Raw genomic sequence first — 15,579 nt, forward strand, 5'->3', positions numbered from 1 at the left:
CATGTTTAAAAAAGATAATTGGGACGAGATTTTACAGGCCTTAACCGCCAATCCTTTCAGGACTATCCTGACGGCTTTTGGTGTTTTTTGGGGTATTTTTATCTTGGTAATTTTGCTTGCTGCAGGTAATGGCCTAGAAAACGGTATTAAAAAAGGTTTTGATGGAATTGCGACCAACACCATGTTTATGTGGAGCCAGACTACCTCTAAGGCTTATAAAGGTTTGCCAAAAACAAGACGTTATGACTTTAGAAATAGTGATGTGACAGCTTTAAAAGCCGCATTGCCTGATTTATTGTATGTATCTCCGAGAAATCAATTAGGTGATTTTAATGGAACAAATAACGTGGTAAGAGGCACAAAAACTTCTGCTTTTACCATTTATGGAGATTATCCAGAACTGATTAAACAGCAGCCGATGGATATCATTAAAGGGAGATTTGTAAACCAGCAGGACATTGAACAAAGAAGAAAAGTCTGTGTAATTGGAAAAGGAGTTATCAGCGAACTTTATGGCAAAGAAGAAGAAGCGGTTGGAACTTATATAAAAATTAACAGCATCAATTTTATGGTTGTTGGCGTTTATAAATCTAAACAGCAGGGAGGAAACGCAGAACAGGAGCAAAAAAATATTTTTATTCCTTTTACAACTTTTCAGCAGGCCTTTAATTACGGAGATAAAGTGGGATGGATGGCGCTTACCGCAAAAGATGAAACTTCTATAACCGATTTGAAGCCAAAAATTCTAGAGATCATAAAATCATTGCATTCTATAAACCCGACAGATGATAGAGCGGTTGGAAATTTTGACTTGTACGAGCAATTTAATAAAGTGCAAAGCTTATTTAATATTTTAAAAGTAATTGCGTATTTCGTAGGAACATTGGTTTTGATTTCGGGCGTAATCGGAATTTCGAATATTATGCTTATTGTGGTTAAAGAACGTACAAAAGAAATCGGAATTAGAAGAGCTTTAGGCGCAACTCCGGGAGCAATTAGAACGCAAATACTAACTGAGTCTATATTTTTAACAATTATTTCGGGTATGCTCGGAATTGCTGTCGCAACAGGAATCATTGCACTTTTAAATATGGCATTAGATTCTATGCCACCGGGAGAGAATACGATGTTTGCAAATCCGACTGTAGATTTAGGAGTTGTATTCGTTGCATTGGTTATATTGGTCGGATCTGGTTTACTCGCCGGATTTATTCCAGCGCAGACAGCAATCAATGTAAAGCCCGTAGATGCATTAAGGACAGAATAAATTATCAATCAAAATAAATCGATTAAACCCTAGACAAAATGAAAAAAGGAGTAACCGTAACCATTTTAATATTTATCGCAGTTGTTTTTTTTGGCGCGCTATACTATTTGTATGCTAAAAACCAAGAATCGCCGATTGTATTTAAAACGGAAAAAGCAGAAATTAAAACTATCGTAAAAAATACTATTGCGACAGGTAATATTCAGCCTGATGAAGAGGTTCTAATCAAACCAAATATCTCAGGTATTATTGAAGAAGTGTACATTAAAGCAGGTGAAAAAATCAAAGCCGGCGATATGATTGCTAAAATTAGAGTTGTAGCTAATGTTTCTAATGTAAGCAGCTCTCAAAATCAGGTGCAGACAGCTAAAATAGCATTAGACAATCAGGAAAAAATCTATAAAAGACAGAAAACATTATTCGAGAAAGATGTTATTTCTGCAAATGACTATGATGCTGCTCTCTTGGCTTACAATCAGGCAAAACAAAATTATTTGGCTGCAAAACAAGGATTAGATATCGTTAAAACAGGAACAACTTCTTCTTTGGGAAATTATGCTAATACATTAATCCGTTCTACTGTTAACGGAATGGTTTTAGACGTTCCAGTAAAAGTGGGTAACCAAGTAATCGAAAGCAATAATTTTAACGAAGGGACTACTATTGCAAGTGTAGCCGATGTTGGACGAATGATTTTTATTGGAAAAATTGATGAGTCTGAGGTTGGAAAAATTAAAGAAAAAATGCCAATTGAAATTACAATTGGTGCCATCGAAAATAAAAAGTTTGATGCAGTTTTAAATTATATTGCTCCAAAAGGAGTTACAGAAAATGGGGCAATCCAGTTTGAAATAAAAGCGCAAATGATTAATAGAGACGATACTTTTATTAGAGCTGGTCTAAGCGCAAATGCTTCTATTATTTTAGAAAAAGCAGAAAAGGTTTTGGCAATAAAAGAATCTTTAGTGCAATTTGACAAGAAAACTCAAAAGCCTTATGTAGAAGTTGAAACCGCTCCGCAGAAATTTGAAAGAAGAGATTTGGTTCTCGGGGTAAGCGACGGAATCTATGTTCAAATTAAAAGCGGCGTAAATGATACGGATAAAATTAAAATCTGGAATCAGGGCTTGATTAACGAAGGAGACAAAGAAAAAAAATAAGCTAATTTGAAAGGTCAAGGTCTTTTTGGTTTTAAAAATGTTAAATTTGCGTAGTTCGGTTTACTGCGCCTTCATTAAAAGTATATGAAAATAAATAAATATAGTAGTCTGGTTTTTGCAATGTTATTCGGTTTCGGATTAACTGGACAGGCGCAATCAAAGAAATGGACATTAGAAGAGTGTGTGAGATACGCACTTGAAAACAATATCACGATCAAACAATCGGAGTTGGATTTAAAAAATGCTACTATTGATAAAAAAGCAGCATTGGGCAATTATCTTCCATCTGTAAACGGGAATGCTTCTCACTCTTGGAACATCGGTTTGAACCAGGATGTTACAACAGGTATTTTACGTAATCAGACTACACAATATTCTTCAGTAGGATTAAATGCTGGAGTAGATATTTACAAAGGTCTGCAGAATCAGAATACGCTTAGAAAATCAAAACTATCCATAATTGCCTCGCAATACCAATTGCTAAAAATGCAAGAAGATATTTCGTTGAATGTGGCTAGTGCATTTTTGCAGATTTTATCAAACAAAGAGGATTTGAAAGTTAAAAAAGAGCAGTTGGCAATTGATGAAAAACGCTATGCCCGTTCTGAAGAAATGGTAAATGCAGGAACTATTCCGCGTGGAGATCTGTTTGATTTGAAAGCTACTGTTGCGACAGACAAACAGAACATAGCCGTTTCTGAAAACAATTTGCTGATTTCTAAATTAAGTTTGGCTCAGCTTTTACAATTAAAAGAATTTGCAGATTTTGATGTTGTTGATGATACAAATGTGATGGACGAAAACAATATCTTAGCTCAAAGTCCGATCGAAATCTATAATAAAGCTAAAGAAACGAGAACAGAGCTAAAATTAGCGCAGGCAAATCTGGAGATTGCAGAGAAAAATGTCGCTATTGCCAAAGGAGCTTATCAGCCAACTTTGAGTGCTTTCTACAACTTTAATACTAGAGCAAGTTACAGCGATGTAATAAGAGGCACTACGCCAAATCTAGCAAACCCAACTTCACAGATTGGATATGTTCAAGGGACCAATCAACCGGTTCTTCAAGATAATTATACACCAGTTTTAGGTAAAGCAGATCCAATATTGGACCAGTTTAGTGATAATAAAGGACAATCTTTTGGATTTCAGCTTTCTGTGCCTATCTTTAATGGTTTCTCAGTTAGAAATAATGTAGAGCGTAGCAAAGTAAGTTTAGAAAAATCTAAAATAGATTTAGAGCAAAAAAGTTTAGATTTGCAACGTAACGTGTATACGGCATTTACAGATGCGAGAGGAGCTTTAAATACGTACGAATCATCTACCGTAACGTTAGAAGCAAGACAGCAGGCATACAATTACGCAAAAGAAAAATATGATGTAGGTTTGATGAATTCATTTGATTTTACTCAAGCTCAAACATTATTGACCAATGCGCAGTCTGATGTTATCAGAACAAAATACGATTATATGTTCAAAATTAAAATATTAGAGTTTTATTTCGGAATTCCAATTGTTCCAATTATTACAAAATAATTTATTATGCAGAAAAAAACAGTTTATTTCTTATTAGGCGGTGCAATAGTGCTTATCGGAGCTTTAGTGGCTCTTAAAAATGGTGGAATAATAGGAAGTAAAGACGAAGGAAAAGAAGTGGAAATTGCAAAGGTGTCAGCGTCAACAATCGTTGAAACAGTTTCTGCAACAGGTAAAATCCAACCCGAAATTGAAATTAAAATTGCTTCGATGGTTTCAGGCGAGATCATTGCATTAAATGTCAAAGAAGGACAGGTTGTTAAAAAAGGCGATTTACTGGTAAAAATAAATCCCGATTTATATACCTCAGGATTAGAAAGATCTGTTGCAAATTTAGCTGGAACAAAAGCAAGCCTTACTCAATCTGACGCCAGTTTTAAAGAAGCAAAAGCAAACTATGAGCGCAATAAAATATTGTATGATAAAGGCGTAATCTCAAAATCGGATTGGGATAAAGCCATTTCTACTTTTGAAGTTGCAAAAGCAACAAAACAAAGTGCTTACTACAATGTTCAAAGCGCTTCGGCATCTGTTACTGAGGCCAAAGATAACTTAGGACGTACAACGATCTATTCTCCTGCTGATGGAACAATTTCGGTATTGAATGTAGAATTGGGAGAAAGAGTTTTAGGAACGCAGCAAATGGCTGGAACTGAGCTTTTGCGTGTTGCCAATTTGAACAATATGGAGGTTGAAGTTGATGTTAATGAAAATGACATTGTAAAAATTAAAATAGGAGACGAAGCAAACGTTGAAGTTGATGCCTATCTGAAAAAGAAATTTAAGGGAGTGGTAACCAGCATTTCTAATTCTGCGAGCACTACATTAACTTCAGATCAGGTTACGAATTTTAAAGTTAAAGTTCGAATTTTAAAAGATTCGTATCAAGACTTATTAGAAGGAAAACCAAGCACATATTCTCCTTTTAGACCTGGGATGACGGCTACGGTTGATATTATTACAACAACAAAAACTAATGTTTTGGCAGTGCCAATTAGTTCTGTTGTAGTAAAATCGGATACTACAGCCGTAAAAGATTTTAAGGTTGAAGATCCTAATGAAGATAAAAAAGCGGCTCCAAAAAGCGATAAAAAATTCGAATGCGTTTTTGTAAAAGTTGGAGATAAAGCTAAGATTAGAATCATTAAAACTGGAATTCAGGACGATACTAATATTGAAGTAATGTCTGGCTTAAAATCTGGGGATGTAGTTATTACAGGTCCTTATACAACAGTTTCTAAAGAACTAAATTCTGGAGATAAGGTAAAAGTTAAGAAAGCCGAAGCTCCAAAGAAATAATAATATCTAAACATATTTCATCCTGAGCGAAGTCGAAGGCTTTAAAGCAAGAAAGACTTCGACTTCGCTCAGCCTGACATAAATAACTAATTTTTAAAACATAATACCTTGTCTTTTATTCTCAATATCGAAACGGCTACCAAAAATTGTTCAGTATCTATCGCAAAAGATGGCCAAACCATTGTTTGCAGCGAATTGGCAGATGAAGGATATTCTCACGCCGAAAAACTTCATGTTTTTATTGAAGAAGCAATTGCAAAAGCAGGAATCTCTGTGCATGAATTAGCGGCGATTGCAATTAGTCAAGGACCTGGATCTTATACAGGTTTGAGAATCGGTGTGTCGGCAGCAAAAGGCTTGTGTTACGCTTTAAATATTCCATTGATTGCTGTTGATACGATGCAGACCTTAGCATCACAGGCAGCGGTTACAGACGGAAAAATTATACCTATGCTAGATGCGCGCCGTATGGAAGTTTATAGCGCCGTTTTCAATCCTGATTTGACTGTTGAAAGAGCTATTAAAGCTGAAATTATTGACGAAAATTCATTTCAGGAATATACAGACAAACTTTATTTTGTTGGCGATTGTGCCGATAAGTGTAAAGCCGTTTTGACTAAAGACAATTTTGTGTTTTTAGAAAACATAAAATACCCTTCTGCACAAGCCATGAGTAAATTCAGTTTTGATAAGTATCAAAAAAGCGACACGGTAGATGTCGCTTATTTTGAACCTTATTATTTAAAAGATTTTATTATTACTGCTCCTTCAAAAAAGGAATAATACTTTATTTCTGTATTGTGTAAGGCTGTACTGAAATTCCAGCTTCGTCTAAAGCTATTTTGCAGTTTTCTAGAGTTTCAGAAAAAACAGCTCCATAATTGGCGTTTTTTGCCCAAGGGCGAACGGCAAAATCAATAGAACTTGCCGATAGATTTTTTACAAAAACTTCTGGCGCAGGTTTCTTCAATACTTTAGGATTTTGAATCAGAACATCCAAAAGAATTTCTTTGGCTTTTTTGATATCTGAATCATAAGAAATAGCAAAAGTCAAATCGGCTCTTCTTTCTCCCTGCATCGAATAATTGATGATATTTCCATTAGACAAAGAACCATTAGGAACAAATACAGTCTGGTTATTTGCAGTAAGCATTTTGGTTACAAAAATCTGGATTTCAAGGACAGTCGCAATAACGCCTTGCGCTTCGATAGTATCTCCAACTTTAAATGGTTTGAAAACAATAATCAGCATCCCGCCAGCAAAGTTAGACAGCGATCCTTGTAACGACAAACCAATTGCAAGACCCATTGCTCCTAAAATAGCTACAAACGAAGAAGTTTCTATTCCTAATTTAGAAATAAAGGTTACAAACAATAATATTCGCAGTGCCCACAATAAAATATCGGATAAGAATTTTGTTAATGTTGGGTCGAGATTTCGCTGAATCATTATTTTCTTGATGATACGATTAATCAATCTGATGGCATATAAACCAACAAATAAGATTAAAAATGCGGAAATCAATTTTGGGGAATAATCAACTAAAATGTCAATAAAACGGCTGATGTATTTACTAACTTGTTCTGGACTAAGATTCATGATTTTAAAATAAAAAAACCTTCTCAAATGAGAAGGTGTATTAGCAGTGCAAATATAAAAATATTTACGTTATTCTAAAGTGCATTTATGCTTTCTCTGTAGCGTCGTCGGCTATTTCTTCTATCTCTTCCGTAGATTTTTCGCTTGAATCAACAACTGTTTCAGAAATCGTTTCTGGCGTCTCAACGGCCAGAGAAGCAGTTTTTTCTTTAACAGAATCCACCACATCATTTACCACTTTAGCGGCTTTGTCGGCATATTCGCTTACGGTATCTTTTGCTTTTTCAGCATAATCTGACGCTTGGTCAATAATAGGTTCCGAAACCTCTTTTACTTTTTCAATTGTTTCTTCTGCAAAAGCTTCTGCTTTCTCTATATAAGGAGCTGCGGCTTCTTTTGCTTGCTCAAAAGTCTCTTCGGCATTATTTGCCAATTCAGTTACAGACTCTTTGGTTGAGCCAAATAAATTTTTAAAAAATGAAGATAATCCCATGGTTTTAAATTAATTGGTTAAGAATGCAATATTAAACTTTTTTAGAATATTTCAAACTAAAGTTGATGTAAAATGTTGATTATTAAAAGTGTATGTTCTTTATGAAAGTTTTAAAATTTTAGTTTTTTTCCAAAAAATCCCTAAATGTAGGTATTGCACCTGTAAATAAAGCGCTTTAAATTGTAAGAATTTATTTAAACAAAAACTTAAAACTATTTTATGTCAAAATTCAGCGAACAGGTCCATATAACCATCAATTCCTTTAGCCAGAATATCATCTATTCAGATTTGAAGCTGTCGCAAAAAATGGCCGATCACCATTATTTTTCTTTTGTATGGCAATACAGCGGAAGGGCTGTGATTGCTCCAGAAGATCAGGCAAAAGCGGTTGCAGAGCATATAGGGAGCGAAGTGATTTTCACCTTTAAGGTTAATGATATTAAATTAATGTCCAAAGGGATTATTAAAAGCCTGAAATCGGTTGATCTGCATGGCAGCCCAGCGGGACTGCACGTTACGGGAATCAGCCATACCGTGGTCCTGAGCGATATGAAAAAGTCAAGAATTTTTCTGAACAAAACCCTGCAGCAGATTGCGTTGGAAATTTTTGCGGAAGAAAGTTCGGGAGAGTTTTACCAAAGAGAAGCCATCAAACCCACACTCACTAAAACTTTTGGCTGCAAGCCGCAGTACAATGAAACGGGTTTCGAATTCATGAAAAGGCTTTCGGCGCGCTATGGAGAATGGTTTTATTTTGACGGAATGCGGATGCAGTTCGGGCAGCTGAAATCCAGCAGGGTCGAACTCATTGCAGGATCTTCGCTCCATGGATTCACCTATGAGGCAAATCTGGTTTCGAGTAAAATTTCATTAGGAGGGTATGATTACAGTTCAGCGTCAAATATTCGAAATTCATCGCTCAAAACCGCAGCGGGAAGCCGAGATAGGTTCGCCATTTCTATGGGGTGGAATCAGGACGCCATAACCAATTCAGATTTAAGCGTTGGCGCCTACACCAATAATGCCCAGAATAAGGAAGAAATCGAAGAAATGGTCAGGCTTCAGACAGCGGGAAGCGATGCCAACAGAATTTTTTACAGCGGGATTTCCTATTATCCTATTGGTTTGGGACAGGTTTTCGTGATTCATAACAAAGAAATCAGACATGATTTGGTGGCCATAGAAGTTGTGCACCACTCAGAAGTAAACGGAAACTACCGCTGCGAGTTCAGGGCAATCCCTTCAGATGTTGCGGCGCCGCATTATACAGATGTAAAAGCTTTTGCCGAAGCCGAAACCCAACCCGCAAAAGTAACAGACAACAACGACCCCGAAGGTCTGGGGCGCGTAAAAGTGGAATTTTACTGGAACGGTTGGGGAAACGATAGCGACTGGATGCGCGTGGTGCAGCATTACGCAGGCCCGTCAAGAGGCACGTATTACAGGCCCGAAATTGGCGATGAAGTGCTGGTAAGTTTTGAAGGCGGCAATGTCGAGAGACCATACGTATCAGGTTCGCATTATAACGGACAGGCAAAACCGGAGTTTTTTGACCCGAAAAACAGCATCAAGGGCTGGAAATTTAGATTTGGACAGATGCTGAAGTTCATAGAAAAAATTGGCATTTGGCTTTCTGACCCTAGCGGGAATGAAATTCATTTGGATGAGCAGGGTAAAAATATAAACGTCATAACTCCCGAAACCTTTACCATACGAGCAAAGAATATTGTTTTTGAAGCGGCTGAAAGTATCACATTTACGGCAGGAACAAATATTTCTGAAACAGCGACAATTAATAAAACCACTAGTGTTGGAGGAATTTTAAATACAAGTGTAACTGGAGACAAAATTTTGCATGTTGGGGGAATTTATGATGCAAATATTGAAGGAGATTGCAATTTAGATCATAAAAAAGATCGTAATGTAATGAGCAATGGAAAAGTAAGATCAAATAGTGAAAACGGTCATCAAATACATTCAAAAAAAGATATACAAAATAATAGTTCAGAAAACACAAGTCAAAACTAATTTAAGATGGCAATAAAAACAATTAGCGGTATAACTATAATGGGAAATAGTGATAATTATAGCTTTCATAATTCCAAAAACATGGCACACTTTACCATTAATGATGGAAATGTGAGCTATAATGATCCGTTTGGGAACTATATGACAAGTTCTCCACATAATATAAGAATCAATTTCGAACCCTTTAAATTGGAAAAAATAGGAGACAGAATTAGAAAACCAGATGGGACAATGATGGTCATGCTGCCAAAAGAAGAAATTCAGGAAATTGCCAGTAAAACATTTTATGAAGAAGGACAATTTCATGCGATAGACTTTTTAACATTTATAATCACCGAAGAAAAATAATTTACCATGACATACAATTTAAGAGTAAAAGGTAATCTAACGATTAATGTTGGCGGAACGACAAGAATTTATGCCAAAGAAGGGGTTGAAATTAATTCTAATGGTAAAATTGAATATTTTGCAGAGAGTTATAGCTATGGAGAGCCTGAAGATCCGCCATTATCAAGGTTTCTTTCCAAGATTTTATATGTGAATGGGCATTTTTACAATGAAGATGGAACTTTTGAAGGGAAAGTAAACGAATCAGATAATGAAGGAAATTTCGAAGATGTATATACTTGTACTGGAAAAACTAAAGTTAAAAATGAGAAAGGTGAAGATATTATAACATATAATGATATAAAAATACTGCAGGAAAACAAAAAAAATATAACACATTCGGACTTTTGTTATATATCGTATGTTATAAAAATGGAAGCAGGAGCTAACGATCTTAAAGAATTAAAGTGTATCGCATATGCAAGTTTTAATAGATCGAAAAACACAAAATCAACTTGGAAAAAATTGCTATCAACAAGTTATTCTTCTGTCGGAAATAAAAAAGAGATGGATTCATCGTTAGTCGATGAAAAATCAAAAATGACAAGAAAAGCAGTTTTTTATGTTTTAAATGAAGAAGATGACTTAACAAATGGAGCTGAACTTTGGGATGGAACTGATTTTCTGGCTTGGGGTAATTCAGAAACTAATCCTTATAATAAACTAGGGCAGAATAAATTTGATGAATATAAATTTATAGAAATTCCAAAAGATATATACGATTCATTTATATCTGCAAATGGCTCTTCAACTAGATATGGGGATAAAGGAAATCATAAAGAAAAAAGTGACCAAGGAACTCATGAACACATAAAAAAGAAAATAAAACAAATTATTAAAGGAAAAGATGGAAAAGCTATTTTAGATAAGGATGGAAAACCAACGTACGAAGAAGTAGAAGTGCCTTCAAAAATAAAATACATAATACCTGCATCCGATTTTGAAAATAAAGATTATTGGATTTCAGGAAATTTCTATTATGAAACTGGAGTTAAAGTGACTAACGGAATTTCTGGTACAGTAAGTGCAGGAAAAAGTATTTTTTGGAAAATTACAAAAACTAGGTTAACAAGTGAAACACCTGTCAAATAATGAAAATAATAATTAATATCCTTTCTGTTATTTGTTTCTTACTATTTCTTGGCAATTCGAAAGCTAAAAAAGACGATTCTAGTTATACACTTGCTTTTATAAAGGATGTATATATTGATGAAGGAAATTATACGTTTAATGGTTCAAACGATAGTGTCTATACAAAAGGAGAAGGAGAAAGAACTGAAAATTTTATAGGTGTTTTTCCAAAAGAAAATGATACTGTTGCAATTTATAAATTAAATAAGGATTTAAATGAAAAGCCTGAAAAATTTTCTTTTTGGTCAAAAAAGAAAAATAACCAAACAATAACGTTTTATTGTTCAATGGGAGATGATATAAAAATCACTTTTGGTAATCAAAACAATATCATTATTAATAACGATACATATGAGGTAAATAAAGAATATTATACTTTTTTAAAACAAAAAATACTTATTGAAAAATCAGTTTTAGATTTAGCTTTTTTCTTAAAAGATGGTTATGGTGATTATGAAGAATCTTTGGAGCCATTAAATAAAAACTGGAGAAATCAAAAAGAAGATAATAGATTTAAAATCATTAAAGCGAAAATAAAAAATAAAAATTATCAAACGGATGATCAGTTTTTTAGCTATGAATTTACTTATAAATATACTAAGAGAGGAATTGTAGAAAATATTTTGGGGCAAAACAGCTTTACAAAAAAAAAGATTGAAGAGAATAATAAATATCTTGTATATGTGACAGATAGATCAGTAAATGAGAGAGCTTTAGTCCAAGAATATTTATACAAAAACAAAAAAACTTTCCTTGATTCAATTGTTGGAAGTAGAATCCGTTATTCCGATGCAACAACTTATCATTACAAAAAATTTCAATCTATTTTAAAAACTATCAATATTGCAACAAAGCCTTCAAATCTTCGAGATATTTTAAAACTATTGGATTTAAACAAAAAGAATTTGGATTGAAAAAAATGATTTTATCTGTTGGAACAAGCATAACATTTCCCGCGCTAGAGCAAGCGTCCCGCTAGTGAACGCAATCCTAATCAATTTTAAAAATTATACGGGTAAGAGTAAGATACTAGTGATAGCAGGTTGCCATAGAGGTTGTCCATCACTCAGAAGTAAATGGAAACTATAGTTGCGAGTTCAGGGCGATCCCTTCAGATGTTGCGGCGCCGCATTATACAGAAGTAAAAGCCTTTGCCGAAGCCGAAACCCAACCCGCAAAAGTAACAGACAACAACGACCTCGAAGGTCTGGGACGCGTAAAAGTGGAATTTTACTGGAACGGCTGGGGAAACGATAGCGACTGGATGCGTGTGGTGCAGCATTACGCAGGTCCGTCAAGAGGCACGTATCACAGGCCCGAAATTGGCGACGAAGTATTGGTGAGTTTTGAAGGCGGCAATGTCGAGAGACCGTATGTGTCAGGCTCGCATTACAACGGGCAGGCAAAACCGGAGTTTTTTGACCCGAAAAACAGCATCAAGGGCTGGAAATTTAGATTTGGACAGATGCTTAAGTTCATAGAAAAAATTGGCATCAGGCTTTCAGACCCTAGCGGGAATGAAATTTATTTGAATGAGAAGAATAAAGATATGACATTAACAACTCCAGGCACTTTAACTCTTAACTGTAAAGACCTTGTCATTAATGTGGGAAATAATATGTCAACGAATGTTACAATAAACAAAACCGATATGATCGGATTAAATCATAGTGAAAGTATTGGAGGAACAAAAGGACTTGATGTTGGAACTGATTTTAGTGCCATTATTAATGGAAAATACTCTGAACATATTAAAGGGAATTTTGAATCTAGAACCGAAAAGGACAGACATGACAATAGCAAGGAAGGTTTAAATCATTATACCGAAGGCGATTTGAATAAGAACGCCCAAAAACAGATACAAAATAACAGTGGAGAAAACACCAGACATAATTAATAATGAGCAGAATAAGAATAGTTGAGGGAACAACAACAATATATACCAAAGGAAACCATTATATGTATTCGGAAGGCAATATCACCTTTAATGCTCAAGGTTTTATAAATGAAACGGCGGAGAGTTATTCTTATGGAGACCCTATTGAAGCACCTCCTTTAAGACTTGATGACAGAATAGTGTATGTAAATGGGCATTTTTATAATAAAGACGGAGCTTTTGAAGGAAAAATAGATGAACCGGATTTTGAGGGAAGTGTTGATGATGTGTATGTATGCGATGGTAAATCTACTCAAAAAAATAAAAATGGGGATGATTTTGTTACATACAACAATACAAAGATTTTGAAAGAGAATAATATTAATATTACACATGACAAATTTATAAACAATTCCTATTTAATTTGGCACGAAGCTTCGTTAACAGGAAATAAAGATACGGCTTTGTGGATTGCACATACAGTAAATAATGCTTTGAATTCTAAATATAAAAGAGGCAAGAATACTTTTAATGAATTATTTAAAACAGGTTATTCTTCTGTAAAAGAGTCTGATAAGATTAAAACTATACCTGTAACTTCAAATGCAGAAAATCATTGTTTTGCCAGATCAGCGATGATTAGCGTTTTAAGTGGTCAGAATGATCCAACCAGTGATTCATATTTTTGGGATGGTTTAGATTTTTTTACGCGAAGCGGAGAATTAGATCATCCTAAATTTAAACAATACAAAAGTGTGACGATTATAAAAAAACATTTAGATTTAGCTATCGACTTTTGGAATGTAGATTCGAACAAAGCTAAAGTCAATAGGAATGCTATAATTAATTCAATTTTTTCAAAAGAAGAATATAGACTTAAAAATGTAGCTGATGGTTCAATTTTAAATGAAAATGGAGTTTTTTCAGGAGCAAGAACAAATTCTCAAAATAATAGTGTGGTGCATGAAAGTTTAAAATCAACAGGATTCAAATCTGGAACAATGTTTTGGACAACATTTTAAATTTAGAAACTATGAAATTAACGTTGTACATGTTTACAATCATTTTATTCTTTATTTCTTGCTCTAAAATTGCAAATAATAGCACAAGTGATAATCCAAAAGACACTATCAAGATACCCAAAAGTAGTTCTATAGAAAAAAATTGTTTAGAGCAAATTCAGGGTTATGAAGACAGATATGGAATTATATTCTCGAACTATTATCAAGACGAACCTTTAAGTTTTGATTTTGATAATAATAAAACAATTGATACACTTGCTATTTTAAAACCCTTTTATAAAAACGGAATAGGTGATTGTTACCCTAAAAATTCTGATTCTGATTTTCCAATTCTGATAATTGCTAAAACAATAAAGAATAGAAGTGATTTTTATAAAATATACAAAAATGTTTTACAAAATAATGAAGCAAACTATTATGAAAAGATAGTCATTGATAGTAATGGGTTTGTTATTTCTAAAGATATTACAGGGAATAATGGTTTTTATACCAAAACTTATGTTTCATTTAAAAGCAATGATTTTTATGTTGATAGTATAAGCGTTGAATCTTGGGGATTTCATCAATATCAGAAAACGCTTAAATATAAAAATAAAGCTTTTGCATTGTCAAGATATAAACGAACAGATATTGATTCTATTAGGACAATTCTCGATAAATAAACAATGATTTTTCTAGTAACTATAATAAGTTACCTTCTTTAAAGGAGATTTTGGCTTAACCATTAACTATAAATCAATTTCATTTAGTTTTAAAAATAGCTCAACACAGCAGAGAGACTATCTAGTATTTAATAATAAAAAAAGCGCCTCAACGAGACGCTTTTCGATATAATTTTAAATAAGATTAAGCATTTACAGCTTCCACTTTAATAGCTTCATCATTTAACATACTTTTCAGCATATTTTCGATTCCGCTTTTTAGAGTAAAAGTAGAAGAAGGACAGCCGCTGCAAGCACCTTGTAGCAATACTTTTACTGTTTTGTCATCTTCATTGTAAGATTCAAAAGCAATATTTCCTCCATCGGCAGCTACTGCTGGTTTTACATATTCTTCTAAGATGTTAATGATTTGCTGTGAAGTAACGTCCAATTTGTCAAAGGCCTCATCTTTGGATGCTTCATTTTTAGCTGTAGTCTGGATTAAACTTTCGTCTAAAACAGTTCCGCCGTTTTCTATAAACTGTTTGATGAATGTTCTCAATTCTAAAGTGATTTCATCCCAGTTATTGATTTCATATTTGGTAACCGAAATATAATTTTCGTCAATAAAAACTTCTTTAACATAAGGGAATTTAAATAATTCCTGAGCTAATGGAGAAGAAGCGGTCTGATCAATATTTTTATACTCTACAGCTGTGCGGGTAAGCATTCTGCTCACAACAAATTTTAATGCAGAAGGATTTGGAGTAGTTTCTCCATAAACTGTAATAGGCTGTTTTTTTGGTTTTGTTTCATCAATATTAATGATAACGCCTCCTTTGTCTACAAAAGCACTGATTTGCTCTGCAACTGCATCCTTTACATCATCCCAATCCACGATGCTATATCTTTCGATAGCGATAAAATTTCCAGAAATATAAACAGTTTTAACAAACGGTAAATAGAATAATTGCTTTGCCAGGGGAGAAGCCTGTGCTTCATCAATATTTTTGAACTCAAAGTTTTGATTCTGAGTAATAAAATCATCAAATTCGAACTTTAAAATAGTTGGATTTTGAGTTTCTTTTATAGTGATTTTAGTCATGGTAATATATTTTTTGCAAATTTACTAAAGTTAT

15 protein-coding genes are annotated in these 15,579 nt (G+C 34.0%); 12 read left to right on the plus strand and 3 right to left on the minus strand.

Features of this window, described 5'->3' with window-relative positions:
- The first annotated feature begins 1 nt into the window (after window position 1).
- The 5 genes from N4T20_RS08075 to tsaB all read left to right on the plus strand — a co-directional run bounded on the left by N4T20_RS08075 (window position 2) and on the right by tsaB (window position 6,045).
- Window positions 2–1,267 carry an ABC transporter permease gene (locus N4T20_RS08075; RefSeq protein WP_260672532.1) on the plus strand — a complete coding sequence of 422 codons (1,266 nt, stop codon included), beginning with the start codon at window positions 2–4 and terminating at the stop codon, window positions 1,265–1,267.
- 38 nt (window positions 1,268–1,305) lie between these two features.
- On the plus strand, window positions 1,306–2,427 hold the full coding sequence (locus N4T20_RS08080; RefSeq protein ID WP_260672533.1) for an efflux RND transporter periplasmic adaptor subunit: 1,122 nt from the start codon (window positions 1,306–1,308) through the stop codon (window positions 2,425–2,427).
- Window positions 2,428–2,511: 84 nt separating this feature from the next.
- Window positions 2,512–3,963 carry a TolC family protein gene (locus tag N4T20_RS08085; protein ID WP_260672534.1) on the plus strand — a complete coding sequence of 484 codons (1,452 nt, stop codon included), beginning with the start codon at window positions 2,512–2,514 and terminating at the stop codon, window positions 3,961–3,963.
- A 6-nt stretch (window positions 3,964–3,969) separates the two neighbouring features.
- Entirely contained in the window at window positions 3,970–5,262 is a 1,293-nt protein-coding gene (locus N4T20_RS08090; protein ID WP_260672535.1) for an efflux RND transporter periplasmic adaptor subunit, read from the plus strand.
- A 108-nt stretch (window positions 5,263–5,370) separates the two neighbouring features.
- Window positions 5,371–6,045 (plus strand): tRNA (adenosine(37)-N6)-threonylcarbamoyltransferase complex dimerization subunit type 1 TsaB, encoded by a 675-nt coding sequence (tsaB, locus tag N4T20_RS08095; RefSeq protein WP_260672536.1) that lies wholly within the window; start codon window positions 5,371–5,373, stop codon window positions 6,043–6,045.
- A 4-nt stretch (window positions 6,046–6,049) separates the two neighbouring features.
- On the opposite strand, the gene N4T20_RS08100 is transcribed toward tsaB, so the two are convergent.
- Entirely contained in the window at window positions 6,050–6,862 is an 813-nt protein-coding gene (locus tag N4T20_RS08100; RefSeq protein ID WP_260672537.1) for a mechanosensitive ion channel family protein, read from the minus strand.
- A gap of 85 nt (window positions 6,863–6,947) precedes the next feature.
- The gene (locus tag N4T20_RS08105) at window positions 6,948–7,355 is read right to left on the minus strand and encodes a YtxH domain-containing protein (protein WP_260672538.1); all 408 of its coding nucleotides are present in this window, start codon (window positions 7,353–7,355) and stop codon (window positions 6,948–6,950) included.
- A gap of 219 nt (window positions 7,356–7,574) precedes the next feature.
- Between N4T20_RS08105 and N4T20_RS08110 the strand changes: the two genes are divergently transcribed.
- The 7 genes from N4T20_RS08110 (at window position 7,575) to N4T20_RS08140 (ending at window position 14,461) form a co-directional block, all read left to right on the plus strand.
- Window positions 7,575–9,383 (plus strand): type VI secretion system Vgr family protein, encoded by a 1,809-nt coding sequence (locus N4T20_RS08110; RefSeq protein WP_260672539.1) that lies wholly within the window; start codon window positions 7,575–7,577, stop codon window positions 9,381–9,383.
- 6 nt (window positions 9,384–9,389) lie between these two features.
- Window positions 9,390–9,731, plus strand: coding sequence for a hypothetical protein (locus N4T20_RS08115; protein ID WP_260672540.1), 342 nt, complete (start codon window positions 9,390–9,392; stop codon window positions 9,729–9,731).
- 6 nt (window positions 9,732–9,737) lie between these two features.
- A complete protein-coding gene (locus N4T20_RS08120; protein WP_260672541.1) occupies window positions 9,738–10,862 on the plus strand; it encodes a hypothetical protein in 1,125 nt (374 codons plus the stop codon).
- Complete coding sequence (locus N4T20_RS08125; protein WP_260672542.1) at window positions 10,862–11,815, plus strand: hypothetical protein; 954 nt, start codon at window positions 10,862–10,864, stop codon at window positions 11,813–11,815. The genes N4T20_RS08120 and N4T20_RS08125 overlap by 1 nt, the downstream gene beginning before the upstream one ends.
- A gap of 308 nt (window positions 11,816–12,123) precedes the next feature.
- Complete coding sequence (locus tag N4T20_RS08130; RefSeq protein WP_409559629.1) at window positions 12,124–12,798, plus strand: phage baseplate assembly protein V; 675 nt, start codon at window positions 12,124–12,126, stop codon at window positions 12,796–12,798.
- A gap of 2 nt (window positions 12,799–12,800) precedes the next feature.
- Window positions 12,801–13,799: a hypothetical protein gene (locus tag N4T20_RS08135; RefSeq protein WP_260672543.1), complete on the plus strand. Its 999-nt coding sequence runs from the start codon at window positions 12,801–12,803 to the stop codon at window positions 13,797–13,799.
- A gap of 11 nt (window positions 13,800–13,810) precedes the next feature.
- Window positions 13,811–14,461 (plus strand): hypothetical protein, encoded by a 651-nt coding sequence (locus N4T20_RS08140; protein WP_260672544.1) that lies wholly within the window; start codon window positions 13,811–13,813, stop codon window positions 14,459–14,461.
- A gap of 184 nt (window positions 14,462–14,645) precedes the next feature.
- Here the strand turns inward: N4T20_RS08140 and N4T20_RS08145 are convergent, their stop codons facing one another.
- A complete protein-coding gene (locus N4T20_RS08145) occupies window positions 14,646–15,545 on the minus strand; it encodes a NifU family protein (RefSeq protein ID WP_260672545.1) in 900 nt (299 codons plus the stop codon).
- Between the last annotated feature and the right edge of the window lie 34 nt (window positions 15,546–15,579).

Source organism: Flavobacterium sp. TR2 (assembly GCF_025252405.1).
Lineage (GTDB): Bacteria > Bacteroidota > Bacteroidia > Flavobacteriales > Flavobacteriaceae > Flavobacterium.